This is a genomic window from Mesorhizobium sp. J18 (assembly GCF_007829525.1).
Taxonomy (GTDB): domain Bacteria; phylum Pseudomonadota; class Alphaproteobacteria; order Rhizobiales; family Rhizobiaceae; genus VLJP01.
Genome location: NZ_VLJP01000089.1, coordinates 51961 through 76717 on the forward strand (window position 1 = coordinate 51961; position 24757 = coordinate 76717).

Here is a 24757-nt window from a genome sequence, read left to right on the forward strand (position 1 = left end):
ATGACTACATTTTCCCCCCGAGAGATCGTCTCGGAACTCGACCGCTTCATCATTGGCCAGAAGGATGCCAAACGCGCCGTGGCGATCGCGCTGCGCAACCGCTGGCGCCGGCAGCAGCTCGAGGGCCAGATGCGCGAAGAGGTCATGCCCAAGAACATCCTCATGATCGGCCCGACGGGTGTCGGCAAGACCGAGATTTCCCGCCGCCTGGCCAAGCTTGCCGGCGCGCCTTTCATCAAGGTCGAGGCGACGAAGTTCACCGAGGTCGGCTATGTCGGACGCGACGTGGAGCAGATTGTGCGCGACCTCGTCGAGGTCGCCATCGGTCTCACCCGCGAGAAGATGCGCGAGAACGTCAAGGCCCGCGCCCATATGAATGCCGAGGAACGGGTTCTTGAAGCTCTTGTCGGCAAGACGGCGAGCCCGGCTACACGCGACAGCTTCCGCAAGAAGCTCAGAAACGGCGAGCTTGATGACAAGGAAATCGAGATCGAGGTTTCCGACACAGGAAGCGGCATGCCCGGTTTCGAGATTCCCGGAATGCCGGGGGCCAATATCGGCGTGCTGAACATCAACGACATGCTGCAGAAGGCGATGGGTGGCGGGCGCACGAAGATGCGCAAGACCACCGTCAAGGATTCCTACCAGCATCTGATCAATGACGAATCCGACAAGCTGCTGGACCAGGAGGAGGTGACGCAGCGCGCGCTTGCTGCTGCGGAGAATGACGGCATCGTCTTTCTCGACGAGATCGACAAGATCGCGGCGCGAGAAGGCGGCATGGGCGCCGGCGTTTCGCGCGAGGGCGTTCAGCGCGACCTGCTGCCGCTCGTCGAAGGCACCACGGTGGCGACGAAATACGGGCCGGTTAAGACGGACCACATCCTTTTCATTGCCTCCGGAGCCTTCCACGTTTCCAAGCCTTCGGATCTTCTGCCGGAATTGCAAGGCCGGCTGCCGATCCGCGTAGAGCTTCGGGCACTGGAGAAGGAGGACTTCCGCCGCATCCTGACCGAAACGGAAGCCAGCCTGATCAAGCAATATATAGCGCTAATGCAGACGGAAGGCGTCGAGCTCGAATTCACCGACGATGCGATCGATCGGCTTGCCGGTATTGCCGTGGAGCTCAATGCGAGCGTCGAGAATATCGGCGCGCGTCGCCTGCAGACAGTGATGGAACGGGTCCTGGACGACATCTCCTTCAACGCACCCGACCGTAGCGGGACGAAGATTGTCGTCGATGCCGACTACGTGGACCGGAATGTCGGCGATCTTGCCAGGAACACCGATCTGTCACGCTTCATCCTCTGACGGCAAAGGCCGGTGCGGGATTGCCACAGCCGCATTGTTTCCGCACCGGCGCCCTTGGAGGCCCCTCGACTTCAAGGGGTCTATTTCCTAGTTTGCGCCGTTAACGAATCGCGGCGTCAACCTCCCATGCTCCTGCGACTGGCACTCTTTCTAGGCTTGTTCCTGGCGCCGGCCCTGCCGACGCAGGCTGCGCAGCTCGTGCCGCCAGGTAACCGCAATGTCGAACAGCCCCCGGTTCCGGGAGCATCCGCGCGCCGTACCGCGGCGGGCAAGAGCAGCTACGAAGCGAAGTACCGGAAAGTCTATCAGCTTCTGCGCAACGACCCGGCTCTTATCCGCAAAATCCGAAGCATCTCGGCCCGGTATGGGATAGAACCCATTCACATGGTCGGCGCGATAGTCGGCGAGCATACCTATAATGTGGACGCCTATGACCGCCTGCAGACCTATTATGTGAAGGCGGTTGCCTATCTCAAAAACAGCTTCGCCTTTTCACATCAGGGCGAGACGATCGGAGATTTCATCCAGCGCGCTCAATTCAAGGAATGTCTCGTCCACAAGGACAGCTACGATCTGTGGTCCTGCCGCGAACAGGTTTGGGACGAACATTTCCGCGGCAAACGTGTCGACGGCAAAAAATTCCCTAACGACCGCTTCAGCGCCGTGTTCTTCCAACCCCTCTATGCCGGACAGACCTTCGGGCTCGGTCAGCTCAATCCACTGACAGCCTTGCAGATGACGGATCTCGTGCATCGGGTTTCGGGCTATCCGAAGCTCGATTTCAACGATCCCCAGGAGGTATACCGCACCATCATGGATCCGGACGTGACGCTGGCTTATGTCGCGGCAGTCTTGAAGAAATCCATGGATGCCTATCGCACGATCGCGGGCTTCGACATCTCCAGGAATCCGGGCATCACCGCGACGCTCTACAATCTCGGCAATCCGGAAGCGCGGGCTGCCGCTCTTGCCGCCGAAAACCGCATACGCCGCAACCAGGGCAAAGAGGCAAGGCTGCCGCAGGAAAATTACTATGGCTGGCTTGTGAACGACAAGCTCGATGAGCTGATGGCGCTTTTCCAGGATTCCTGATCAGCGCTCGCTTCTCTGAATAAGCGCCTGCAGATGCGCCAGCAGCATCTCGATCTCACTGAGACTCAGCTTTCTTATGTGAAGCGCCAGGAGATTGGCGAGCTCGGTCGCCTGCGGAGGCAGCCCCGCCGTATCCACCACCACTCGCGGATTGGAGGTCTCCGCCAGACGCTGTAATTCCTCGGCATCGTCCCAGATCACGTTGAAGTAACCGATGATCTTTTGGATCATGCTCCAGCTCGGCGGGCTGCGATGCCCGTGTTCGAGCGCAGAAAGATAGGCGGGGCTGACATTGAGCGCCTTGGCCATTTCCTTCTGCGAAATGCCCCTTTCCTGGCGCATTTTCCGCAGTTTCTCACCGAAGGGTGTCATGCCTTCTTTCTCGCTCGACGAAGGCGGACATAGATGGCTCCATCGCCGCCGTGATGCCGCGATGCCCGATCGAAACCGCCGACGATTTCCCGGAAACCTGCCGTAGCGAGCCAGACCGGGACCAGGCGTCGCAATATGCCGTCCCCACCTGCGGAACTCCCCTTGCCGGTTATCACGAGCACGTAACGCAAGCCTGCCGCATGCGCTCTGTGAAGAAAGGAAAGGAGCAAATTGTAAGCTTCGGCCTGTGTCAGTCCATGAAGATCAACGGTTGCACCGATCTGCAGCCTGCCTTTGGCCAGCTTGTCTTTCGTCGGTCTGTCGAGATGTTTCGGGTCTGCCATGGATTTCGGGCCTGCCGGAGGATTCCCGGCTGTGGCACCCTGGATTTTGGAAGGCATTTTTTCCTCCAAAACCGGCCGCACCGGCTCTGGAACCTGCTCGAGCACCTTGTCCTTCAAAGGCTTTACCGTACTCGCGACCCGATTCCAGAGAATTCGGTCCTCCGCACTCAGACGATTGGGGTTGTGCCGGGTCATATGCGGCCCCCTACAAGCGCTTTCGGCAGAAGCGCGTAGAAATCCGCCGGATGACGGACCGTTCCGGCGATTTCGCCAGCCTCCGCGCCGCAGCCGGCGAAGATGTCGCCGCGGGCCGGGCCGGTGATCGCCGAACCGGTATCCTGTGCGATCATGAGCCTGCGGAAAGGGCGGTTTTCGAAAGCGATCAACGAGGGTGCGTCGACGAAGAACGGCGTCCCAAAGGTGTGCAGCAGCCTGTCGACCGCCAGAGAACGTCCGGGCTCGAGTTGCACCTTGGCTGCCGCGATCGGCCCAAGCCGGGGTTCACCCACAGATGTTTCACGAAAGAAGATGAAGGAGCGGTTCTTCCAGAGGATCTCGTCTATGCGGCCGGGATTGCTGCGGAACCAGCGCCGGATTTCCTGCATCGTGACGGCTTCTTCGGGGATTTCCCCCAATCCGACGAGAATCCTGCCCGGACCGGTGAATGGATGACCTGATTTCGCCGCATAGGTCACGCGCGCAACCGTACCGTCTGTCAGTCTCAGTTTCGCAGCACCCTGTACATGAATGAAGAAAGCATCCACCTTGTCGGCAAGCCATGCGATCTCCAGGCCAAGCCCGGCGAGCACTCCGGTCTCGATGGCCCTTCGATCGTGATATTCCGAGATGCCGTCAGAACCCTGCATCCCGAACGCGAAATAAGGATCCATGCCCGCCGGCCGGTTTAATTCGTCGAGATCGATCAGATCCGCCGGCCTGCCATAGAGCGGCACGGTGAATTTTTCCGTCCGCTGCCGCGCGGCCTCGATCTCCGGCTCGTAGTAGCTGGTCACGAAACCCGAACCCTTCTCGGCGGGCCGTATCTTGCACGGAGCGAAATGCCGTTCGAAGAACGCACGCGCCAACTCCTCATCCGCGTCGGCATGTGACAGGGCGTCGGCACAGGCTTCGGCAAAACTCTCGTTTAAAACCCCGAGGCTGCCGGTACGGTAAGGTTTGGAACGGACATGGCTGGCTGAACGCCGGAAGGCCGCGAAGGCGCGGGAGACCTCGTCCTCGCGCCATCCGGGAAGGTCCTCGAAGGAAAGCGGATGGAAAACCGGAGAGAGATCCGTCGCCACTTTCGGCGAAATCCGGGTCCCTGTGCCATCCACGGGATGCTATTCCTCGGCTTCGGTCGCCACAAGCTTCCAGTTGGGATCACGCGCGCGGGTATCGCGGGCAAATGTCCAGACGTCCTTGACCTCTGCTACCGTTTCCGGATCGCCGTCAATGATCGTACCCGAACCGTCCCTGGTCGCGGAAATCAGCTCGCTGACGACGCGCAGCGTAATATGCGCCTCCGAGCCCTTCATTTCAGCCGATACGAACTCGACCTTGTCGATGCCTACAAAAGAGGATTCGATCTTCTCAGACCTGTTCTCGCGTTCCGAAATGGCTGCCACGAAACCGTCATACACCTCTCGCGATAGAAGATTCTTCAAGGTGCGGCGATCGCCGTCGGCGAAAGCCATCACGATCATCTCATAGGCCAGCTTCGCGCCATCGATGAAGGTCTTGGGATCGAATGACGGATCGGCATTCTTGATCGCCCGGAGACCCTTGTTGAGCTCGGTGCCTGGCTTGGCGACGGCATCAATGGCCGCATAAGAATCCGCGGCCTCTTCGGCTTCCTTGCGCCGGGGCAGGGATACGACGTTCTCCGGCTTCGACATATCTTTCTTGGCCGACGTCCGTGCGGCGGTATAAGGGTCGAAAGGCGGCCGTTCCTTCCCGGTACGCCGCCCGAGGACATTGCGCAGCTGGAAGAAGATCACGATTGCCGCGACCAGAAAGAAGATCGTGCCGAAATCGAAGAGTTCCATGTGAGCCAGTTTACCCTTTAGCGCCCGGACATGCAGCATGTCCGCCGCAACCCTTCCAGCCTATCCCATATAGATCGCATACAGCGATCATTCAAATCAAAGCCGCGCCTTCCTATCTGTAGCAAATCGCCGCCATAAGTGTTCAAAACCCGCCTCAAGGTAAAAGATATCGTCGTGAGATCCCTAATTCCGCTGCTGCTGCTTTCGATCCCCATCCTGGAAATTGCGGTTTTCATTCTTGTCGGCAGCAAGATCGGCGTTCTGTCCACTCTGGTCCTGATCTTCGCCACCACGTTGCTCGGCGCGGTTCTTTTGCGCGTGCAGGGCTTCGGCGTCATAAAACGCATCCGGCGGATCCTGGATGAAGGGCACGTGCCTGCAAAGGAACTCGTCCATGGAAGCATGATATTCTTGGCCGGGATATTGCTTTTCATGCCAGGCTTCATAACCGACGCGATCGGCCTTCTTCTCTTCATACCTGCCGCGCGTGAATTCGGCTGGTCGCTCCTGCGCAACCGGATCGTAATCCTGACGCCGGGCCATGGCAGCACGGGCCCTGCCGGCCGCGGCGCCTCGCGGGGACGGACAATCGATCTCGCTACCGACGAATATTCCGAAAACCCGAACTCCGACTCGCCCTGGCGCAGGATCGAACGCGACTGATAATTGCTGATCGGCTGGTTTCGCCTCAGCCTTGTCTTGCCGGAAAGCCCATGATAGCCAACGCGCCATTATAGGAACGGCAGCTACTGCCTCAGGAGAACAAGGAAAAGGCTGATGGCCAAAGAACCGCAGGACAAGAACGCGCCTGGAGCTGGAGCACCGGCAGGTGGCAGCTCGACGACAGGCAATGGCAACACCGTACAGCCGAGCCTCAACATCCTTGCCCAATATGTGAAGGATCTTTCCTTCGAGAGCCCCGGCGCTCCCCAGAGCCTGCGCAGCCGCGACAAGGCACCTGGTATCAACATCAATGTGAATGTGAATGCCAATCCGCTGGGCGACAAGGATTACGACGTCGTCCTTACCCTGAACGCCAAGGCTGAAGCAGAAAAGAACGTGCTCTTCAATGTCGAGTTGGTCTATGGCGGCGTCTTCCGCATCGACGGCTTCCAGCAGGAGCATATGCTTCCCCTGCTCTTCATCGAATGCCCGAGGCTGCTCTTCCCGTTTGCGCGCCAGATCATTGCAGATGCAACGCGTAATGGCGGTTTCCCGCCCCTGATGATCGATCCGATCGACTTTGCCCGTATGTTCCAGCAGCGCATGGCCGAGGAGCAGGCAAAGTCCAAAGTCCAGGTTTCCTGATTGCCCCGTCGGCCGGCCAGATCAAAGGTCGGCCGGTTCAGTCTTCAGCCAGATGGCCTTTTCTCCAAGCGTGGCCACAAGCGCCTTGTGTGCCGCGCGTTCGGTTTCCGTCAACCGTGGCGGTAGAGGTCGTGGACGAGGACCGGTAGAATGGACTGAAGCTGTCGTCTCGATCGTCACTTCCGTGGTTTCGACACGAATCTCCAGGCCGAGCGCAGCCTGCTTGCCGCCGATCAGCTCTATATAGACCTCGGCCAGCAACTCCGCATCGAGCAACGCGCCGTGCTTGGTCCTATGGCTGTTGTCGATGCCATAGCGGCGGCAAAGCGCATCGAGTGAGTTCGGTCCCATCGGATGCTTGCGGCGCGCCATTGCGAGTGTGTCGACGACCCGTTCCGGCTCGACGATTGGCTGGCCGAGACGCAGGAATTCCGCATTGATGAAGCCGATATCGAAATTGGCGTTGTGCGCCACCAGCTTCGCGCCATCGATGAAGTGGATGAACTCGTCGGCGATCATGCGGAAGGTAGGCTTGTCAGCAAGATCGGCGTTGCTGATGCCGTGGACCTCATATGCATCCTGATGAACGGCCCGTCCCTCTGGATTGATGAAATGATGCAGCGTCCGCCCGGTCGGGAACCGGTTCACCAGTTCCACACAACCCAATTCGATGATCCGATCCTCATTGGGGTCAAGACCAGTTGTTTCCGTGTCAAAGACGATTTCACGCATCGAATCACTCCGACACCAGCTTGCGCGGGAGATGGCCTGCGGGCAAGCGGCCGTCAGTTTCGGGCCTTCAAAGCTGGGGAAAGTTCGGCGATTATGGCACGCACAGCCGCACGGGCCGATTCCATTCCCTCACCCGTGTCAATGATGAAGTCCGCGCGCCGGCGCTTCTCGTCATCCGGAACCTGTTTGGCAAGGATGGCCTCGAATTTCTCTTCCGTCATTCCCGGACGAGCCAAGACGCGCTTGTGCTGGACTTCCGGCGAAGCCGTGACCACCACGATCTTGTCGACGCGCCCGGTTCCCCCTGTCTCGAAAAGAAGAGGGATGTCAAGGACCACCAGGGGAGTGCCGTTATTCCGGTGCTCGGCCAAGAACCTGTCCGCCTCGGCGCGAACCAGGGGATGGATGATCGCCTCGAGCTTCTTCAAGGCCTCGGGCTTGCCAAGGACCGCGTTCGACAGTTTCGTGCGGTCCACCGTTCCGTCGACCGTGGTGCCGGGAAAAGCCTGCTCGATGAGCGGAGCCGCGGCACCGGAATAAAGCCGGTGGACCGTTGCGTCGGAATCATGCACCGGAACGCCTTCTTCCATGAACATGCCCGCCGTCGTCGATTTGCCCATGCCGATCGAACCGGTGAGGCCGAGAATGATCATGCCGCTCTCTCCAAATCCGCCACGGCTTCCGCGTGAAGCTCAGCCGTCACCTCCGGGCGGCGGCCAAACCAGCGTTCAAACCCCGGAACGGCCTGATGCAGGAGCATTCCCAGCCCGTCGACAGTCTTCAATCCGCGCCGCTCGGCATCTGCCAGAAGCGCGGTCTTGAGCGGCACATAGACGATATCGTTGACGATCGCTTTGTCCGGCAGCGGCGAAAGATCGATATCGGCAGAATCCTTTCCAGTCATGCCGAGTGTGCTCGTATTCACCAGCAGATCCGTATCGGGAAGAAGTTCCGGGATCGCCTGCCAGCCATGCGCCGTCACTCCGCCGACGAAACGATTGGCCAGTTCTGTAGCTCGCAGAAGGGTGCGATTGACGACGCGGATATCCCTGTAGCCGTTTGATTGCAGCGCATGGATAATGGCCCGCGAAGCGCCCCCGGCCCCTAGAACGGTTGCTATTCGGCCCCGTTTCCAATCGGGTGCCACCTGATCCAGATAGGCGGAAAAGCCGTAAGCGTCCGTATTGCTGCCGCAAAGCAATCCATCCTCGAACCAGAGCGTGTTCACCGCTCCGATGATTGTCGCCGATTCGTCACGATGGGCCACCAGCGCAGCAGCGGCTTCCTTGTGAGGGAGCGTGACATTGCCGCCAACGAAGCCCTGCTCCGCAAGCCGGGCGATGAATTGTGCAAAATCCTCCGGCGCGACGTCGACGCGTTCGTAGGAGCCCGTCAAACCATATCTTTTCAGCCAATGATTATGGATGAGCGGCGAGCGCGAATGGATGATCGGGTGACCGCAGACAAATGCGCGCGGTGTCGTTTCAGCCATCGATGGCACCCATTTCGCGCAGCGCCGCCAGCAAAGGCAGCATGGGAAGACCGACAATGGTGAAATAGTCACCGTCGATCTTTTCGAAAAGCTGGATACCCTGCCCTTCGACCTGATAGGCGCCGACGCTTGAAAGGGCCTTTTCCCCGACCGCAGCAAGGTGCCGGCCGATGAAGCCCGGGTCGAGATTGCGCATGGTCAGATGGGCGATTCCGACATGGCGCCAGACCGCTTCGCCTTTGCGAGCAATTATCACGGCGCTGTTCAGTTGATGCGTCTTTCCCGACAGGGCCAGGAGATGCCGGCGGGCCTCCTCCATATCGGCGGGCTTGTGGAAAATCCGGTCTCCAAGCGACAGCGTCTGGTCGGAACCGATCACCCAGGCTTCGGGGTTGCGCTCGGAAACATCTCGAGCCTTGGCCTCGCCGAGGATCAGGGCCACATCGTCCGGCGTGATATCGGAACCTTCCAGTGTCGCCTGCACCGCGCGTTCGTCGATTTCCGGCGAGACCGTTCTGAACTCCAGGCCCGCATTCTCCAGCAGCTTCCTTCGAAACGGGCTGCTAGAAGCGAGAATGATATCGGTGGGCATTTCAGTCTCCGGTTTCGGGCTTGGCTCGATCTGGCCCTTCATCGCGACTTTCCGCGAAGAGCCATGATCGCCGCCGCGGTTTCCTCTATCGACCGCCGGGTGACATCGATCATCGGCCAGCCATGACGCGTGCAAATCTGTCTTGCATAGGCGAGTTCGCTGGCTATAGCGGTACGATCCGTGTAGATATCCGCATCATAGCTTGCGGCGGTTCCGAGGACACGGTTCTGGCGCACATGGGAAATACGTTCGGCTGAAGCGATCAATCCCACGATCAGCGGGTTCTTCGCCTTCAACAGGCTTTCAGGCAAAGGAACGCCAAGAACGATCGGAATGTTCGCGGTCTTGATGCCACGATTGGCGAGATAGATGCTGGTCGGCGTCTTCGAAGTCCGTGATATGCCGATCAGGACGAGATCGGCCTCATCCACGTCCTGCGGCAACTGGCCGTCATCATGCTCCATGGTGAAGTTCAGCGCATCGATGCGGCGAAAGTAGTCGGCGTCGAGCACATGCTGGGCGCCAACCCGCCGGCCTGCCGGCGTTCCGAGATAGGATTGGAAGACGGTCAACACGGGCTCCAGCACGGAAACACAAGGTAAACCGGCCGAGGCGCACCATTCGTCGATATCCCGCGCCAGCTTCTGATCGACGACCGTGTAAAGCACAATGCCTGGCTCCTGGTCGATTTCCTCGAAAACCTTCTGAAGCTGCTTTTCGGTGCGGATCAACGGGTAAATATGCTCGATGGCCCGCGCATCCTTGTATTGTGCCGCCGCAGCCCGGCCAGCCGCCAGCAGGGTTTCACCCGTGGCGTCGGAAATCAGATGAAGATGGAAGAAACTCTGCGGCTTGTTCACATGTCGGCTTCCGGTCTGTGGAGAGGTGTTGATAGCGTGAGAGTCCCGGCTCCGCCAGAAGTCATGAGCCTGACAGACGCGATTCTGTCCACAATTCAGGTTGACGTGGAGACGTTGTCCCGGCTGTGGAGAATATCAAAGAATTCAAGTTTGTTTCGACGTGTGTGAACAAACCGACAGCGAGCTAATAGTTCTCAACCAATTGAAAATATTATGTAATTTATCACTTTCCCCGATCTTTTCACTATCCTTTGCGGAGGTAGCGCGGCAATTTGCCGATCGATCCGACACGCTTTGTCGTGGATGGGATTGAATCCACGATTCAAACAGAGTCATAGAATCAGAAGAATCCTTTCAAAGAATCTTTCTTTGATTAGGCGCATACTGGATAAGCGAAATGGCCGACCGCAAAATCGTCAGGGCATTGAAGGGAGAAACCATTTTCCCGCCTCCGCTCTGGATGATGCGGCAGGCAGGTCGATATCTCCCGGAATATCGTGCAACACGGAAAAAAGCCGGAAGTTTCCTGGACCTTTGCTACAATCCGGATCTCGCTACCGAAGTGACCATGCAGCCAATAAGGCGCTTCGGCTTTGATGCGGCGATCCTTTTTTCCGATATTCTCGTCATTCCGCATGCCCTTGGCCGGGATCTCGATTTCGTGGAAGGCCGTGGGCCCGTGATGACGCCGATACGCGGGGAAGAGATTTCCCGGCTGGACGGACGAAGCTTCCATGACCATCTCGCCCCGGTCTATGAAACGGTCCGCAGACTACGTCAGGAACTGCCGTCGGAGACGACGTTAATAGGCTTCTGCGGAGCTCCCTGGACGGTCGCAACCTATATGATCGCAGGGCACGGCACTCCCGACCAGGCGCCGGCCCGGCTTTTCGGTTATCGTCATCCTGAGGCCATGGCCAGACTCCTTCAGAGACTTGCGGAGCTTTCCGCGGAATATCTGCTGAAGCAGATTGAGGCGGGAGCAGATGCGATCCAGATTTTCGATTCCTGGTCGGGTGTGCTCGACAGCGGGTCGTTCCAGAAATGGTGCGTGAAGCCTGTTTCCGGGATCGTGAAGCGCGTCCGTGAGGTCCATCCGGAGGTTCCGATCATCGGCTTTCCGCGAGGAGCCGGTGCGCATTATGGCCATTATAGGGAGGAGACGGGTGTGACTGCTCTTGGTCTGGACTGGTCCGTTCCGCTTGCGCAAGCGCGGGAACTGCAGGCCGAAGGTGCCGTGCAGGGCAATCTCGATCCCATGAGACTGGTCGCCGGCGGGAGAGCACTCGACGAAGGTGTAGATGCCATTCTGGCCGAACTCAGCTCCGGTTCCTTGGTCTTCAATCTCGGCCATGGCATCACGCCGGATACTCCGGTGGAGCATGTGGAGGCCATGGTGAAACGCGTTCGGCAGGGAGGACGCTGATGAGTGAGGAGCATTCCGGCGCTCGAGCCGGCAAGCGTGCGGCTGTCGTACTGGCGATTTTCGCGCTCCTTACCGTCGGTCTGTTTCTGCTTGATCCGGAGAATTTCTACTCATGGGCCAAGGCAATCCACGTTATCGCGGTGATTTCCTGGATGGCCGGAATGCTCTATCTGCCGCGGCTTTTTGTCTATCACGCCGGGGCCGAGAAGGGATCCGTTCAGTCCGAGACGTTCAAGCTGATGGAGCAGCGGCTGCTGAGGGTCATCATCAACCCGGCCATGGTGGTAACCTGGGTCTTTGGACTATGGCTCGCCTGGAAGGGCTTCGCCTTTTCGGCTGGCTGGCTGCATGCCAAGATCGCCCTGGTTCTTGTAATGTCGGGTGTGCATGGCTATTTTTCGGGTGCCGTCAGGAAGTTTGCGCGGGACGCGAACGACAAGCCGGCGCGCTACTGGCGGATGATGAACGAGGTTCCGACGGTTCTCATGATTACCATCGTGATTCTCGTCATTGTGAAGCCTTTCTGAGACGGCGAGAGGCCAAATCGCTCCTTGCTCTTTGCGAGCGCGGAGGCTAAAAGACAATTCCTCCCTTTTCGTCCGGTTCCGTTTTACAAAACCGTCCTGGGCGACGCCGGCCTATCCCTAAGCATCGCTATTTTCTATCTCATCTCAGGTCCATAGAGTCCGCCAACATGCAGGAAATGAAACTACAAGAGCTGAAGAGCAAAACACCGACCGATCTGATCGCGTTCGCTGAATCGCTCGAGGTCGAGAATGCCAGCATCATGCGCAAGCAGGAGCTGATGTTCGCGATCCTCAAGAAGCTTTCGATGCAGGATATCGAGATCATAGGCGAAGGCGTCGTCGAGGTGCTTCAGGACGGTTTCGGTTTCCTGCGCTCCGCCAACGCCAATTATCTGCCGGGACCGGATGATATCTATATTTCGCCCTCGCAGATCAGACGCTTCTCTTTAAAGACGGGCGACACGGTTGAGGGTCCGATCCGCAGCCCGAAGGAAGGTGAGCGCTACTTCGCCCTGCTCAAGGTCAATTCGATCAATTTCGAAGACCCGGAGAAGATCCGCCACAAGATTCATTTCGACAATCTGACGCCGCTTTATCCGGACGAGCGGCTGCGCATGGAAATCGAAAATCCGACGACCAAGGACCTTTCGGCCCGGGTGATCGATCTCGTTGCGCCTCTCGGCAAGGGCCAGCGCGGCCTGATCGTCGCGCCGCCGCGCACCGGCAAGACGGTCCTTTTGCAGAACATCGCCCATTCGATCACGTCAAACCACCCGGAATGCTACCTTATCGTGCTTCTGATCGACGAGCGGCCGGAAGAAGTCACGGACATGCAGCGTTCGGTAAAGGGTGAGGTCGTTTCCTCGACTTTTGACGAGCCGGCGGCACGACATGTGCAGGTTGCCGAGATGGTTATCGAAAAGGCCAAGCGCCTTGTAGAGCACGGCCGCGATGTCGTCATCCTGCTCGATTCGATCACCCGCCTCGGCCGCGCCTACAACACCGTGGTGCCTTCCTCCGGCAAGGTTCTGACGGGCGGTGTCGACGCAAATGCTCTGCAACGGCCGAAGCGCTTCTTCGGCGCGGCCCGCAATATCGAGGAAGGCGGCTCGCTGACGATCATAGCGACGGCCCTGATCGATACGGGCAGCCGCATGGATGAGGTTATCTTCGAAGAGTTCAAGGGTACCGGCAATTCGGAAATCGTGCTTGACCGCAAGGTGGCGGACAAGCGCATCTTTCCTGCCATGGACATCCTTAAGTCCGGTACCCGCAAGGAAGATCTTCTCGTTCCCCGTCAGGATCTGCAGAAGATCTTTGTCCTGCGCCGCATCCTGGCGCCCATGGGAACGACAGACGCCATTGAGTTTCTCATAGACAAGCTCAAGCAAACAAAGGGAAATGCTGATTTCTTTGACTCAATGAATACTTGATAAGTATAATCTTTATTATATATAAAGCTGTTATTATTTTCAGATCAAGAGAGCATTGGTATCGGATTTTCTGCTGCGAGGTTAATTAGCTTCGACCAATACCAGCTCGTCGTAGGGTTATCTCCAGTTCAACCGGGTCTTGGATCGGCGGCAGGCATAGTTGGCCGGTACACAACCATGCTCCGGCCTGTGACAGATCGGGCGAAACTCCGCCAGGCAGAAGGTTTGCCTGGCTCGAGCCAGTCGGAACCCATAGATCAACACGCCGCGGATCGGAATTTCGATTCGCAACCGAAATATAGGCTTGATCGCCTCGATCCTCGGCAATGAGCAGTTTCATCGGCTGCAGGGCCAAGGCTGCAGCAAAGACGATGCCGGCCTGGCCATAGCGCTGGGTCGCGACCCGTCCAATGGCTGCTTCGGCGATAGCGACCGCCCGTTCTTGCAGCGCGTAATCGCTTTCGATGGTGGCCAGCCGGGTGAGAGCCTCGATGATCTGGCCTGTGGACGAGGTCATTGCATCGTCCATGTCGCCGCGAATTCTCATGGGGACATCGGGATTATCAGAAGCCGAAAGGTAATATCCGGTGCCGTTTTCATCGGCGTACCATCTGTCCAGCGCGTCCAGCCAGCCACGCGCCTGCTCCAGATATGAGCGCTCCCCGCTGGCTTCGAAAATCGATATTGCAGCATTCATCATTGCCGCGTAATCGCTGGCAATCGCAGGGAAGAGACGCTTTGTTCCCAAAATCGAGTGTGGCAATCTGCCTGCCTCCATCGATCCGACAATGAAACGAAAGGCCTGGATGGCCGCCTTGACCCAGTCGGGGCGCGACAGAATCCGCCCGGCCTGCACCAGACTGACGATCGCCTGACCATTCCAGTCCACCAGTATCTTCTCATCCCGCCCGGGCGGCACTCTCTTGGCCCGAACTTCCCTGAGGCGATCCAAAGCCGATCTCAGGAAGGCTTCCTCCTCGTCGCCGGCGTGATCCGGTTTTCTCTTGCGATGCAGGATCGGCTTGCCCTCCCATCCTGCGGGCTTTGCGAGCTCGAATGTGCCGAAAAGGCGGACGGAGTCACCGCCGAGAATTTCCCGGATTTGTTCCTCAGTCCAGAGATAGAAACGGCCTTCTTCCCCTTCGCTGTCGGCATCGAGACTGGATGCAAAGGCGCCGCCGGGCATTCTCATTTCTCGAAGGAGCCATTCGGCAGTCTCCTCGATGCGTATGCGAAGCAGGTCATCTCCGGTTCGGGAATAAGCCCACGAGGCCAGGCGAATAAGCTGGACATTGTCATAGAGCATCTTTTCGAAATGCGGCACCAGCCATTCTGCGTCCGTTGAATATCGCGCAAGACCACCGCCGACATGATCGTAAATGCCGCCCGCCAGCATCTGCTTGAGCGTCATGAGAACGGCATCGCGGTGGCTTTCTTTGCCCGTTTGCAGGTAGTTCAGCCAGAGAACATTCATGAAGGGTGCGTTCGGGAATTTGGGGGCACCATGAAGACCGCCGCGTTGCCGGTCGATCATGCCATTGACGCTTTCTGCAAAAGTTGAAAGCCGGTCCGGCGAAAGCTCTGCCCGGGCTGCAATCGGTGCCAATTGACCATGAACATGATCGGTGAGCGTATCGGCGCCGCGTTCTATTTCTTCCCTGTTGTTGATCCAGGCTTTATGAACGGCTTCAAGCACTTGGACAAAGCCTGGCCGGCCGTATCGGGGCTCGCGCGGAAAATAGGTGCCGCCCCAGAAAGGCTTGCCCTCGGGTGTCAGGAACATGGTAAGTGGCCAGCCTCCCTGCTCGCCGGTTGCGGAGAGCGCAGCCATGTAGATCTGGTCGATGTCGGGGCGCTCTTCGCGGTCTACCTTGATATTGACGAAGAGGCGGTTCATCACGGATGCCACCTCCTCGTTCTCGAAGGATTCGTGCGCCATGACATGGCACCAGTGACAGGCGGCATAGCCGATGGAAAGCAATATGGGCCGTTGCAGGCTCCTGGCCTCCTCCAGGGCTGCAGGCAACCAGGGCCGCCAATGGACGGGATTTTCCTTGTGCTGGCGCAGATAGGGACTAGCCTCTTCCGCAAGCAGGTTCCTTGGTGGTAGTGGCGCCACGCGAACAATCCTTTTCCTCGGGTCAGGATTCAAAACTAGGGCGGATATGATGGCCGATCAAACTCTGTTCCGCGATACCATATTCGGTCTGTCAAGCGGTGCCCTGCCTGCAGGCGTTGGCGTGATCCGGATTTCCGGTGTGGAGGCAAGAAATGCGCTTTTCAGCCTTGCTGGGAATATCCCTCCCCCGCGGCAGGCACACCTGATGGAATTGCATCTCCCCGGGGGAGAAGTCCTCGATCGAGGGCTGGTCCTGTTCTTCCCTGGCCCCCGCAGTTTCACCGGAGAAGATTGTGCGGAACTGCATCTTCATGGTGGCCGAGCGGTGATTGCGGCCGCCCTGAAGGCTTTGTCGGAAATGCCCGGTTTCCGGCTTGCCGAGGCGGGCGAGTTCACCAGAAGGGCGTTTCTGAACGGGAAGCTCGATCTCATCCAGGCGGAAGGCCTTGCGGACCTGATTGCAGCAGACACCGAAGCTGAGCGCCGATTTGCCCTGGAGAATTCGAATGCCCGACATGGCAAGCTTTACGAAGGCTGGCGAAAACGGCTCATCCACGCAATGGCGATGATCGAGGCAGAACTGGATTTCGCCGACGAAGGCGACGTTCCAGGATCGGTAGCGGATTCCGCCTGGGCCGATATTGCTGCCTTGAGGGAGGAGATCGAGAGTCATGTCGGTGATTTCCGGACAGCCGAGATACTTCGAAAAGGGTTTCGCGTGGTTATCCTCGGAGCTCCCAATGCCGGAAAGTCCAGCCTTCTGAATGCCCTCGCCCGGCGGGAGATCGCAATCGTGACCGAGGAGCCGGGCACCACCCGTGATGTGCTGGAAGTCGCCCTGGATGTTGCCGGGCAAAAGATCGTGCTTTTCGACACCGCGGGCATTCGGGATCGGCCGGGGCGGGTAGAGGCCATAGGCATCGAAAGAGCCAAGGCCTCAGCCAGCCAGGCCAACCTTATCATAGTGCTGGAAGATATGTCGGGCTCGGCATCTCCGATTGATCTGCCGGAGGGAGTGAAGGCGCTCCGCATCGGGAGCAAGTCGGATCTTGCGGCATCCAGACAACCGGACGGCGCCTATGACCATGTCGTCTCGGCCAGAACGGGCGAGGGGCTCGATGGTCTACTGAACATGCTCGAGGCAGAAGCGAAGGCAAGCATCGCCCATCGCGGCGAAGTCATGCCCTTCCGATTACGACACATCTCTCTGCTCCGCGAAGCCGGAAAGCATCTTGAGAAAGCGGTGCAGATCGAAAATCCCCTTTTGGAGCTCCGTGCGGAGGAACTCAGGCTTGCAGCAACCGCTCTGGGCCGGATTAGCGGGAAAATCGATGCGGAAGATCTTCTGGACACGATCTTTTCCCAATTCTGCATCGGGAAGTGATTCACGTGAAACACACAGACTCCAGTAGTGACCGTGATTCACGTGAAACACCGACAGGTTCGGCAAACATCTTTCTGGCAGGGATTGTTTCACGTGAAACAGCATAAGCCGCGCCTTGACGGCTTGAAGATTTGCGCCCATGGGTGACGGGCTCAGGAGAAGCAGGACATGAAGCAGTTCTACGATGTTGTTGTTGTCGGCGGCGGCCATGCCGGCTGCGAGGCTGCTGCTGCCGCTGCGCGAGCCGGCGCACATACGGCGCTGGTGACTTTACGATTCGATACGATTGGCGCGATGTCCTGCAATCCGGCGATTGGAGGACTGGGCAAGGGTCATCTTGTCCGTGAAATCGATGCTCTAGACGGCCTTATGGGACGTGTTGCGGATGCGGCGGGCATTCAGTTCCGTCTCCTCAACAGGAAGAAGGGCCCGGCCGTGCGAGGCCCCCGCACCCAGGCGGACCGCAAGCTCTACCGGCAGGCCATGCAGGCCGCAATCCGCGAGCAGACCGGTCTGGACGTTGTTGAGGGAGAAGCCTTGGAGCTGGGTGTCAACAATGGGCGGATTACTCATGTCGTCGTCTCCGGCGAGCGTCGATTGGATTGCGGTGCGGTCGTCCTGACCACGGGGACTTTCTTGCGAGGCCTTATTCATATCGGCGAAAAGAAGATTTCTGCCGGACGAATGAACGAGCAGGCCCCGACACGGCTTTCGGAATCGCTGATGCAGGCGGGCTTTGATCTCGGCCGGCTCAAGACAGGTACGCCACCACGCCTCGACGGCCGGACCATCGACTGGGGGGCGCTGGAAATGCAGAAGGCGGATGAGGATCCTGTTCCCTTCTCGCTGTTGACCGACCGAATCACCAATCCGCAGATCGAATGCGGCATAACGCGGACGACCGCTGCAACGCATGAGATCATTCGGCAAAATCTGCATCGGTCTGCGATGTATTCCGGTGCCATCGAAGGGATCGGACCACGCTATTGTCCTTCAATCGAGGATAAGATCGTCAAATTCGGTGACCGTGAAGGCCACCAGATTTTTCTTGAGCCGGAGGGTCTGGACGATAGTACCGTCTATCCAAACGGCATCTCGACATCCCTCCCCGAGGACGCGCAGCATGCTCTTGTGGCCACCATACCGGGCTTGGAAAAGGCAAGATTTTTGCAGCCTGGCTATGCCATCGAATATGATCATATCGATCCTCGCGAACTCGAAACCACGTTGGAGACGCGAAAGGTCAAAGGGCTTTTACTGGCTGGCCAGATCAATGGCACGACCGGCTATGAGGAAGCGGCCGCGCAAGGAATCCTTGCCGGCATTAATGCCGCACGCATCGCTTCGGGCCGGGATGGCGTGACGCTGGGGAGGGCTGATGCCTATATCGGCGTCATGGTGGATGACCTTATCACCCGTGGAGTGAGCGAACCCTATCGCATGTTCACGTCGCGGGCCGAATTCCGCCTTTCCTTGAGGGCGGACAATGCAGACGCACGGCTCACCCCCCTTGCTAAGGATCTGGGTATAACTTCCGCAGAGCGACGACGTCGTTTTGACCAAAGCGAAACAGATCTGTCCCAAGCGCGCGAATTGGCGCGGAGCCTGTCCCTGACACCCAAGGAGGCGGCACGCCATGGCCTGGCTCTCAATCAGGACGGTATCCGCAGGACGGCTTATGATCTGCTGGCCTATCCGGAGGCCGGTATTGAACGCCTATCAGCCATCTGGCCCCAGCTTTCATCTATCAGCCCCAAAACCGCTGAGCGGCTTGAAACCGAGGCGCGATATGCGGTTTATCTGGATCGGCAGAGGCATGACGCCGAAGTGCTGCGGCGGGAGGAGAGCCGAAGCATTCCGCATGGTTTGGATTTTTCCAGCCTGCCCGGACTGTCCAATGAGTTGAAGCAGAAGATAGCCCAGCAGCGGCCGCGGACGATCGCAGAGGCGCAGCGGATCGATGGCATGACGCCGGCCGCGATCGCGCTTATTCTGGCCGCAGTGCGATATTCCGAAACAGGGCGCGAAGTGGCGTGAAAGAAAGCCGCTATCAGGAATTATGCGCGCTGGCCGGGCCTGTTTCACGTGAAACATTTGCAAAACTGCTGGAATTCGAGCAGATATTCCTGAAATGGGCGCAGAAGATCAATCTTGTCGCGCCTTCCACGATCAGCACGCTTTGGGCGCGTCACATTCTGGACAGCGCTCAGCTGATGCGTCTCGCTCCTAATGCCTTGAAATGGCTCGATCTCGGTTCCGGTGGCGGTTTCCCCGGTGCGGTGGTCGCGATTCTTTTGCTGGACAGGCCCGGTGCGCGAATTCGCCTTGTCGAAAGCAATAGCAAGAAAGCCGGTTTTCTGCGCGCGGTTCTGGGTGAATTGCAGGTGCCTGCCGAGGTTGTAAACGCACGTATCGAGGCGATCGTCGGGCAATTTGAAGATACGGAAGTCGTCACGGCCCGCGCCCTGGCTCCGCTGTCAGTTCTGCTACAACTGGCTCTCCCATGGCTCTCCGGTACAGCCGCCGCGCTCTTTCACAAAGGGCGGGATTACCGTGTGGAGGTCGAAGAAAGCCGTGACGTCTGGCGATTCGATCTGGTAGAACACACCGATAAGGTTGATCCGGATGGAGTGATTCTCGGCATAAGCAAATTGCAACGCCGGAATTGATATACCATCACTGAACTGAGCGGCAGCAGGGGCTGGAGATGAACAGCCGGACACGTATCATAACGGTGGCGAACCAGAAAGGCGGCGTCGGCAAGACCACCACCGCCATCAATTTGGCCACGGCGCTGGCCGCAATTGGCGAGCGCGTATCGATCATGGATCTCGACCCGCAGGGCAATGCAAGCACGGGATTGGGGGTCGAGCGGCAGGAGCGGCTGGTTTCATCCTATGATGTCCTGACCGGAAGAGCCAATGTAGCGCAGGCTTCAATGCAAACGGCCGTTCCGGGCCTTTCAATCGTGCCTTCCACGCTCGATCTTCTCGGCATCGAGATGGAGATATCCGGGGCGCCCGATCGTGTGCTGAAATTGCGCAAGGCCTTGCGTGACGATGAAAGCAGCAATGGTCTCTACTCCTATGTACTGATCGACTGCCCCCCTTCCCTCAATCTGCTGACGCTGAACGCAATGGCGGCGGCAGATTCCGTTCTGGTGCCTCTTCAATGCGAGTTCTTTGCACTCGAGGGATTGAGCCAGCTTCTGGAGACGGTGGAGCAGATCAGGGGATCGATCAATCCGTCACTGGAGATCCAGGGCATCGTTCTCACCATGTTCGATCGCCGCAACAATCTGGCGAATCAGGTGGTTGCCGATGTGCGCAGCTACATGGGCGATACGGTCTATGAGACGATCATTCCCCGCAATGTGCGGGTTTCCGAGGCTCCGTCCTATGGCAAGCCGGCAATCCTGTATGATCTGAAGTGTTCCGGCAGTCAGGCCTATCTGCAGCTCGCCTCCGAGGTCATTCGACGGGAACGGCGCTTGCGGGCTGCTTGAATGGTCCGGCGAATAAGATGATGGGTATGAAATGAACGAAGATCCTTCCCGGAAACGCCTTGGACGAGGGCTGGCGGCTTTGATCGGCGAAATCGACAAAGCGCCGCCATCTGCCAACATGCCTGTTTCGGCGGACCGACGTGTCCCGATCGAACTGGTTTCGCCCAATCCGCGCAATCCCAGGCGCAATTTCGCCGAGGAAGATCTGGCGGACCTGGCGCAATCCGTTCGCGAACATGGCATTGTACAGCCTGTCATCGTTCGTCCGGCGCCGAAGCCGGGACATTATGAGATCATCGCCGGCGAGCGCCGTTGGCGTGCTGCACAGCGCGCCGGGCTAACGGAGTTGCCCGTCATCATCCGCGAGGTCGACGACCGCGCGGCGCTTGAGCTTGCGATCATCGAGAATGTGCAGCGCGCCGATCTCAATCCGGTGGAGGAGGCGAACGGTTATCAGCTGCTGATGGACGAGCACAATTATACTCAGGCCGATCTGGCCCAGGTAATCGGCAAGAGCCGAAGCCATGTGGCCAATACTCTGCGTCTCCTTAAGCTGCCGCGGCTTGTCCATGAGCTGATCGAGAACGGATCGCTGACAGCTGGCCATGCTCGTACGCTCGTCAATGCCGAAGATCCGATGGGACTGGCGGCCCAGATCATGGAAAAGGGACTTTCGGTGCGGCAGGCGGAGGCGCTGGCAAGCCAGCCGGCACGGCAATCACGGCAAGCCAGACCCAAGCCGGAAAAGGATGCCGATACTCAAGCCCTGGAGAAGCTGCTTGGCGATACGCTCGGGCTCAATGTGACAATCAACCACAAGGAAAAGGGCGGCGAAGTACGTATCGCCTACCAAACCCTTGAGCAGCTTGATGAACTTTGCCGGCGTCTAAAATCATAATAGCCGACAAAATAATATTATCCAGCGCGCGCTCTTTCAAGTGTCAGTCCAAGCAGGACCTGCCGAGCAAGCGAGCCCGCAACTTCCGGTCTCTGGCGGGTCCGTAGCACCGCCCTTTGCAGCCGCTCCAGAGCACCTGCCAGTGCATCGCTCGACCAGCGCTGCAGGGCTGTTTCCACGAACCTTTTTCGGGCAAAGAAGATCGGTGGCCGTGCGCCGTTGACAGCGGCTGAGGCCGACAGGCCTTTCTTCTCCATGCTTTGGCGCATGAGCTGAATTGCCTGGAACTGGCGCATTGCAGCGGAAAGGATCAGAAAGGGCTGGCTGCCGCCGGCCAAAAGCCGCGCATAAATCCGGTCAAACTCGGCTGGTTTGCCTGTCAATATGGCATCCACGGCCTCGTCGGCGCCAAGCCCGGAAACATCGCCGGTCAGCGTCTGCACATCTTCGACCTCGACCGAATTCTTGCCCATGCAATAAAGCGCGAGCTTCTCCAGCTCACCCCTGGTGGCAAGCCGGTCTCCACCGAGGCTGGTTTTGAGCATCTGGCGGGCTTCGAGAGTGATGCCAAGACCTGCCTTGCCCAATTCGTCATCTATGACGGCGTCTATGTCGCGTCCGTCATCGGCATAGCAGGGCAGGGCGATTGCTGCCCCGGCCTTCTCCACGGCGGAACGCAATGCCGAACCCTTGCGCAGGTCTCCGGCCTCGACAAGAATCAGTGCGTCGGCCGGGGGCTCGGCGGCAAGTATCGCAATTTCCGAGGCCACGGCCTTCTGGTTCGCCGCGCCGCGGACCCAGACGAGGCGGCGATCGGAAAACATCGGCACGGTCAGGGCTTCGTCCAGCAATCGCCCTGGCTGCTGCTCGCATTCGGAAGCGTCCAGACGCACGGTGCTGAAAGGGTCATCAAGGGAAACCCCCGCTTTTTCGGCAAAGCGGCGCGCGCGCTCACTGACGAGACCGCGGTCCGGTCCGTAGACGAGGACCACCCGCATGCGATCATCCGGCCTTTTCAACCAGGCTTCGACTTCGTGTGCTTTCTTCTGGGCCATAGGCAATCAGTCCCGCTATAACGGAGCGCCATCAGGTTCCATGGCTGAATATCACCGTCAATGAAATCGCCGCCATGGCTCCCACGGCCAGCTTCCAGAAATCGCTACGCTTCCGCAATCCGGGCAGGCCCAGCGGCTTGATGAGATGCAGGATCATCGCGGCAATGATGATAAGGGAAAGCGCCTTGGTCATTGAAGCCTGGAAGCTGCCATCCGGCAGTGAAGATTGCTTTCCTTTTGAAGGCTCGATCCCGTCTTGTCAAAGTCGCTGATCGCAGCCCCACTACCGCATGGACGCGGGGCGCCGGCATTGGCTAAGCTCGCCTGCAGGCAGCAAGGGAGGTGTTTGATGTCATCGCGCTATTCCGAAGTCTATGAAAGCTGGAAGAAGGATCCGGAGAGATTCTGGTCGGAAGCCGCGGCTGACATAGACTGGTTTTCATCCTGGACACAAATATTCGACAAGGATCGCGGCGTTTACGGGCGATGGTTCGTCGGCGCTACCTGCAATACCTGCTACAATTGCTTGGATCGCCATATCGAGAAAGGCAGGGCCGATCAGACGGCGCTGATCTATGACAGCCCGATCACTGGCCGCAAGAAGAGCTTCACCTATGCGGAACTGAAGGCCGAGGTCGTTGCGCTTGCGGCTGTAATGCAGGATCACGGGATAGGTAAGGGCGACCGCGTCATCATCTATATGCCGATGGTGCCGGAGGCGGTCTTTTCGATGCTCGCCTGTGCCCGCATAGGCGCGATCCATTCGGTGGTGTTCGGCGGCTTTGCGGCAAAGGAACTGGCGACCCGCATCGATGACTGCAAGCCGAAGCTGGTCCTCGCCGCTTCCTGCGGCATCGAGCCGGGCCGAATTGTCGGCTACAAGCCGCTGCTCGACCAGGCAATCGAGCTTTCTGCCGCAAAGCCGGAAAGCTGCATCATCCTCCAGCGGGAGGAACAGCCTTGCGAACTGGTCCCGCGCCGCGATTTCGACTACCGCGAAGCCGTCGGAGCGGCCATGTCGGCAGGGCGCGACGTTGCCTGTATCCCGGTCGCGGCGACCGATCCGCTCTATGTCCTCTATACCTCCGGAACCACCGGAAGGCCGAAAGGCGTGGTGCGCGACAATGGCGGCCACATGGTCATGCTCAAATGGACGATGTGGAACGAGTTTGGGGTGAAGCCGGGCGAAGCGTTCTGGGCCGCTTCGGATGTCGGGTGGGTCGTCGGGCATTCCTATATTGTCTTTGCGCCGCTTCTGCATGGCTGCACGAGCATATTGTTTGAAGGCAAGCCGGTCGGAACGCCGGATGCCAGCGTGTTCTGGCGCATCATAGCGGAGTATGGCGTGGTCGCGCTCTTCACCGCGCCAACGGCCTTCCGCGCCATCAAGAGGGATGATCCAGGCGGAGAGCAGATCCGGAATCACGACCTGTCGCGCTTCCGTACGCTGTTCCTTGCCGGCGAACGTGCCGATCCGGAGACGGTGAAATGGGCGGAGGAGAAGCTCGGCGTTCCGGTCATAGACCATTGGTGGCAGACCGAGACGGGCGCACCGATCAGCCAGAACCCCGTCGGTCTCGGGCAACTCCCCGTCAAATACGGCTCTCCCGGCGTGCCGATGCCAGGCTATGACGTGCGCATTGTCGATGACGCCGGACACGAAATCGAGAAAGGCACGTTTGGCAATGTGGTGATCAAGCTGCCCCTGCCTCCCGGCGCCCTGCCGACCCTCTGGCAGGCCGATCAGCGTTTCCGGGAAGCCTATCTCGAGGAGTTTCCGGGCTATTACAAGACCGCCGATGCGGGCTTCATCGACGAGGATGGCTATCTGTTCATCATGGCGCGGACCGATGACATCATCAATGTGGCCGGCCATCGCCTTTCGACGGGTGCCATGGAGGAGGTGATAGCGGAACATCCCGATGTCGCTGAATGCGCCGTGGTCGGCATAGCGGATGCGATGAAGGGCCAGGCTCCGTGCGGCTTTGTCGTGCTCAATGCCGGCGTGAAGCGGGACATGGCCGAAATCGAGCGTGAAGTGGTGGCAATGGTGCGTGAGAGGATCGGCCCCGTGGCCGCTTTCAGGCTGGTCGTGCCCGTCAAGCGCCTGCCCAAGACGCGGTCGGGGAAGATCCTGCGCGCCACCATGCAGAAGATCGCCGACAAGGAAGCATGGACCATGCCGGCAACCATCGACGATCCAGCCATTCTGAACGAAATTACCGTAGCGCTTAACGAGCGTGGTCTTGGGATTTGACAGTT

The 24757-nt window shown here is 58.7% G+C and carries 25 protein-coding genes; 13 read left to right on the top strand and 12 right to left on the bottom strand.

Annotated features, from left to right (window positions below; translation table 11 throughout):
- Both hslU and L598_RS20910 read left to right on the top strand, forming a co-directional pair.
- Positions 1 to 1311, top strand: a complete 1311-nt coding sequence (hslU, locus tag L598_RS20905) for an ATP-dependent protease ATPase subunit HslU (RefSeq protein ID WP_144865912.1) — start codon at positions 1 to 3, stop codon at positions 1309 to 1311.
- Between the two features lie 126 nt (positions 1312 to 1437).
- Complete coding sequence (locus L598_RS20910) at positions 1438 to 2403, top strand: DUF1402 family protein (RefSeq protein WP_144865915.1); 966 nt, start codon at positions 1438 to 1440, stop codon at positions 2401 to 2403.
- Here L598_RS20910 and L598_RS20915 read toward each other — a convergent pair whose 3' ends face one another.
- The 4 genes from L598_RS20915 to L598_RS20930 all read right to left on the bottom strand — a co-directional run bounded on the left by L598_RS20915 (position 2404) and on the right by L598_RS20930 (position 5164).
- On the bottom strand, positions 2404 to 2775 hold the full coding sequence (locus L598_RS20915; protein ID WP_144865918.1) for a helix-turn-helix transcriptional regulator: 372 nt from the start codon (positions 2773 to 2775) through the stop codon (positions 2404 to 2406).
- Positions 2772 to 3176, bottom strand: coding sequence for a Smr/MutS family protein (locus L598_RS20920; RefSeq protein ID WP_348642781.1), 405 nt, complete (start codon positions 3174 to 3176; stop codon positions 2772 to 2774). Before L598_RS20920 ends, L598_RS20915 begins: the two co-directional genes overlap by 4 nt.
- 134 nt (positions 3177 to 3310) lie before the next feature.
- On the bottom strand, positions 3311 to 4453 hold the full coding sequence (locus L598_RS20925) for a murein transglycosylase A (protein WP_246658868.1): 1143 nt from the start codon (positions 4451 to 4453) through the stop codon (positions 3311 to 3313).
- Between the two features lie 6 nt (positions 4454 to 4459).
- Positions 4460 to 5164 carry a Tim44/TimA family putative adaptor protein gene (locus L598_RS20930; RefSeq protein ID WP_144866124.1) on the bottom strand — a complete coding sequence of 235 codons (705 nt, stop codon included), beginning with the start codon at positions 5162 to 5164 and terminating at the stop codon, positions 4460 to 4462.
- A 174-nt stretch (positions 5165 to 5338) separates the two neighbouring features.
- Here L598_RS20930 and L598_RS20935 point away from each other — a divergent pair, with 174 nt between their 5' ends.
- A complete protein-coding gene (locus L598_RS20935) occupies positions 5339 to 5827 on the top strand; it encodes an FxsA family protein (protein WP_144865924.1) in 489 nt (162 codons plus the stop codon).
- A 114-nt stretch (positions 5828 to 5941) separates the two neighbouring features.
- Entirely contained in the window at positions 5942 to 6472 is a 531-nt protein-coding gene (gene secB, locus L598_RS20940; RefSeq protein ID WP_144865927.1) for a protein-export chaperone SecB, read from the top strand.
- A gap of 21 nt (positions 6473 to 6493) precedes the next feature.
- On the opposite strand, the gene dnaQ is transcribed toward secB, so the two are convergent.
- Genes dnaQ through L598_RS20965 form a run of 5 tightly spaced genes read right to left on the bottom strand, consistent with a single transcriptional unit; the run spans position 6494 to position 10148 of the window.
- On the bottom strand, positions 6494 to 7204 hold the full coding sequence (dnaQ, locus tag L598_RS20945) for a DNA polymerase III subunit epsilon (RefSeq protein WP_144865930.1): 711 nt from the start codon (positions 7202 to 7204) through the stop codon (positions 6494 to 6496).
- A 53-nt stretch (positions 7205 to 7257) separates the two neighbouring features.
- On the bottom strand, positions 7258 to 7857 hold the full coding sequence (coaE, locus tag L598_RS20950) for a dephospho-CoA kinase (RefSeq protein WP_144865934.1): 600 nt from the start codon (positions 7855 to 7857) through the stop codon (positions 7258 to 7260).
- Positions 7854 to 8696, bottom strand: a complete 843-nt coding sequence (locus tag L598_RS20955) for a shikimate dehydrogenase (RefSeq protein ID WP_144865937.1) — start codon at positions 8694 to 8696, stop codon at positions 7854 to 7856. Before L598_RS20955 ends, coaE begins: the two co-directional genes overlap by 4 nt.
- Positions 8689 to 9288 carry a Maf-like protein gene (locus L598_RS20960; protein WP_144865940.1) on the bottom strand — a complete coding sequence of 200 codons (600 nt, stop codon included), beginning with the start codon at positions 9286 to 9288 and terminating at the stop codon, positions 8689 to 8691. The genes L598_RS20955 and L598_RS20960 overlap by 8 nt, the downstream gene beginning before the upstream one ends.
- Before the next feature lie 38 nt (positions 9289 to 9326).
- Positions 9327 to 10148, bottom strand: a complete 822-nt coding sequence (locus tag L598_RS20965; RefSeq protein WP_144865943.1) for a pyruvate, water dikinase regulatory protein — start codon at positions 10146 to 10148, stop codon at positions 9327 to 9329.
- 397 nt (positions 10149 to 10545) lie between these two features.
- Between L598_RS20965 and hemE the strand changes: the two genes are divergently transcribed.
- From hemE to rho, 3 genes are all read left to right on the top strand, one after another.
- Entirely contained in the window at positions 10546 to 11574 is a 1029-nt protein-coding gene (gene hemE, locus L598_RS20970) for a uroporphyrinogen decarboxylase (protein ID WP_144865946.1), read from the top strand.
- Entirely contained in the window at positions 11574 to 12101 is a 528-nt protein-coding gene (gene hemJ / locus L598_RS20975; protein ID WP_144865949.1) for a protoporphyrinogen oxidase HemJ, read from the top strand. Before hemE ends, hemJ begins: the two co-directional genes overlap by 1 nt.
- 167 nt (positions 12102 to 12268) lie before the next feature.
- The gene (rho, locus tag L598_RS20980; protein WP_144865952.1) at positions 12269 to 13534 is read left to right on the top strand and encodes a transcription termination factor Rho; all 1266 of its coding nucleotides are present in this window, start codon (positions 12269 to 12271) and stop codon (positions 13532 to 13534) included.
- Between the two features lie 85 nt (positions 13535 to 13619).
- On the opposite strand, the gene L598_RS20985 is transcribed toward rho, so the two are convergent.
- On the bottom strand, positions 13620 to 15653 hold the full coding sequence (locus tag L598_RS20985) for a thioredoxin domain-containing protein (protein WP_144865955.1): 2034 nt from the start codon (positions 15651 to 15653) through the stop codon (positions 13620 to 13622).
- A gap of 49 nt (positions 15654 to 15702) precedes the next feature.
- Between L598_RS20985 and mnmE the strand changes: the two genes are divergently transcribed.
- From mnmE to L598_RS21010, 5 genes are all read left to right on the top strand, one after another.
- Positions 15703 to 17037, top strand: a complete 1335-nt coding sequence (gene mnmE / locus L598_RS20990) for a tRNA uridine-5-carboxymethylaminomethyl(34) synthesis GTPase MnmE (RefSeq protein ID WP_144865958.1) — start codon at positions 15703 to 15705, stop codon at positions 17035 to 17037.
- Positions 17038 to 17205: 168 nt separating this feature from the next.
- Positions 17206 to 19074: a tRNA uridine-5-carboxymethylaminomethyl(34) synthesis enzyme MnmG gene (mnmG, locus tag L598_RS20995; protein WP_144865962.1), complete on the top strand. Its 1869-nt coding sequence runs from the start codon at positions 17206 to 17208 to the stop codon at positions 19072 to 19074.
- Positions 19071 to 19706 (top strand): 16S rRNA (guanine(527)-N(7))-methyltransferase RsmG, encoded by a 636-nt coding sequence (gene rsmG / locus L598_RS21000; protein WP_144865965.1) that lies wholly within the window; start codon positions 19071 to 19073, stop codon positions 19704 to 19706. The genes mnmG and rsmG overlap by 4 nt, the downstream gene beginning before the upstream one ends.
- 38 nt (positions 19707 to 19744) lie before the next feature.
- Positions 19745 to 20542, top strand: coding sequence for a ParA family protein (locus tag L598_RS21005; RefSeq protein ID WP_144865968.1), 798 nt, complete (start codon positions 19745 to 19747; stop codon positions 20540 to 20542).
- Positions 20543 to 20573: 31 nt separating this feature from the next.
- Positions 20574 to 21440 (top strand): ParB/RepB/Spo0J family partition protein, encoded by an 867-nt coding sequence (locus tag L598_RS21010; RefSeq protein ID WP_144865971.1) that lies wholly within the window; start codon positions 20574 to 20576, stop codon positions 21438 to 21440.
- 17 nt (positions 21441 to 21457) lie between these two features.
- Here the strand turns inward: L598_RS21010 and holA are convergent, their stop codons facing one another.
- Positions 21458 to 22495, bottom strand: coding sequence for a DNA polymerase III subunit delta (holA, locus tag L598_RS21015; protein ID WP_144865973.1), 1038 nt, complete (start codon positions 22493 to 22495; stop codon positions 21458 to 21460).
- A 31-nt stretch (positions 22496 to 22526) separates the two neighbouring features.
- Positions 22527 to 22688, bottom strand: a complete 162-nt coding sequence (locus L598_RS21565) for a hypothetical protein (protein ID WP_186445137.1) — start codon at positions 22686 to 22688, stop codon at positions 22527 to 22529.
- A gap of 156 nt (positions 22689 to 22844) precedes the next feature.
- Here L598_RS21565 and L598_RS21020 point away from each other — a divergent pair, with 156 nt between their 5' ends.
- Complete coding sequence (locus L598_RS21020; protein WP_144865976.1) at positions 22845 to 24752, top strand: propionyl-CoA synthetase; 1908 nt, start codon at positions 22845 to 22847, stop codon at positions 24750 to 24752.
- Positions 24753 to 24757: the final 5 nt, after the last annotated feature.

Excerpts from the sequence above, each read along its gene's own strand:
- secB (WP_144865927.1), top strand. The coding sequence starts at position 5,942 with ATGGCCAAAGAACCGCAGGACAAGAACGCGCCTGGAGCTGGAGCACCG.
- L598_RS20915 (WP_144865918.1), bottom strand. The coding sequence starts at position 2,775 with ATGACACCCTTCGGTGAGAAACTGCGGAAAATGCGCCAGGAAAGGGGC.
- L598_RS20920 (WP_348642781.1), bottom strand. The coding sequence starts at position 3,176 with ATGCCTTCCAAAATCCAGGGTGCCACAGCCGGGAATCCTCCGGCAGGC.
- L598_RS20960 (WP_144865940.1), bottom strand. The coding sequence starts at position 9,288 with ATGCCCACCGATATCATTCTCGCTTCTAGCAGCCCGTTTCGAAGGAAG.
- L598_RS21010 (WP_144865971.1), top strand. The coding sequence starts at position 20,574 with ATGAACGAAGATCCTTCCCGGAAACGCCTTGGACGAGGGCTGGCGGCT.
- L598_RS21020 (WP_144865976.1), top strand. The coding sequence starts at position 22,845 with ATGTCATCGCGCTATTCCGAAGTCTATGAAAGCTGGAAGAAGGATCCG.
- holA (WP_144865973.1), bottom strand. The coding sequence starts at position 22,495 with ATGGCCCAGAAGAAAGCACACGAAGTCGAAGCCTGGTTGAAAAGGCCG.
- L598_RS20955 (WP_144865937.1), bottom strand. The coding sequence starts at position 8,696 with ATGGCTGAAACGACACCGCGCGCATTTGTCTGCGGTCACCCGATCATC.
- L598_RS20930 (WP_144866124.1), bottom strand. The coding sequence starts at position 5,164 with ATGGAACTCTTCGATTTCGGCACGATCTTCTTTCTGGTCGCGGCAATC.
- coaE (WP_144865934.1), bottom strand. The coding sequence starts at position 7,857 with ATGATCATTCTCGGCCTCACCGGTTCGATCGGCATGGGCAAATCGACG.
- mnmE (WP_144865958.1), top strand. The coding sequence starts at position 15,703 with ATGGCCGATCAAACTCTGTTCCGCGATACCATATTCGGTCTGTCAAGC.
- dnaQ (WP_144865930.1), bottom strand. The coding sequence starts at position 7,204 with ATGCGTGAAATCGTCTTTGACACGGAAACAACTGGTCTTGACCCCAAT.
- hemE (WP_144865946.1), top strand. The coding sequence starts at position 10,546 with ATGGCCGACCGCAAAATCGTCAGGGCATTGAAGGGAGAAACCATTTTC.
- hslU (WP_144865912.1), top strand. The coding sequence starts at position 1 with ATGACTACATTTTCCCCCCGAGAGATCGTCTCGGAACTCGACCGCTTC.
- mnmG (WP_144865962.1), top strand. The coding sequence starts at position 17,206 with ATGAAGCAGTTCTACGATGTTGTTGTTGTCGGCGGCGGCCATGCCGGC.
- hemJ (WP_144865949.1), top strand. The coding sequence starts at position 11,574 with ATGAGTGAGGAGCATTCCGGCGCTCGAGCCGGCAAGCGTGCGGCTGTC.
- L598_RS21565 (WP_186445137.1), bottom strand. The coding sequence starts at position 22,688 with ATGACCAAGGCGCTTTCCCTTATCATCATTGCCGCGATGATCCTGCAT.
- L598_RS20910 (WP_144865915.1), top strand. The coding sequence starts at position 1,438 with ATGCTCCTGCGACTGGCACTCTTTCTAGGCTTGTTCCTGGCGCCGGCC.
- rho (WP_144865952.1), top strand. The coding sequence starts at position 12,269 with ATGCAGGAAATGAAACTACAAGAGCTGAAGAGCAAAACACCGACCGAT.
- L598_RS21005 (WP_144865968.1), top strand. The coding sequence starts at position 19,745 with ATGAACAGCCGGACACGTATCATAACGGTGGCGAACCAGAAAGGCGGC.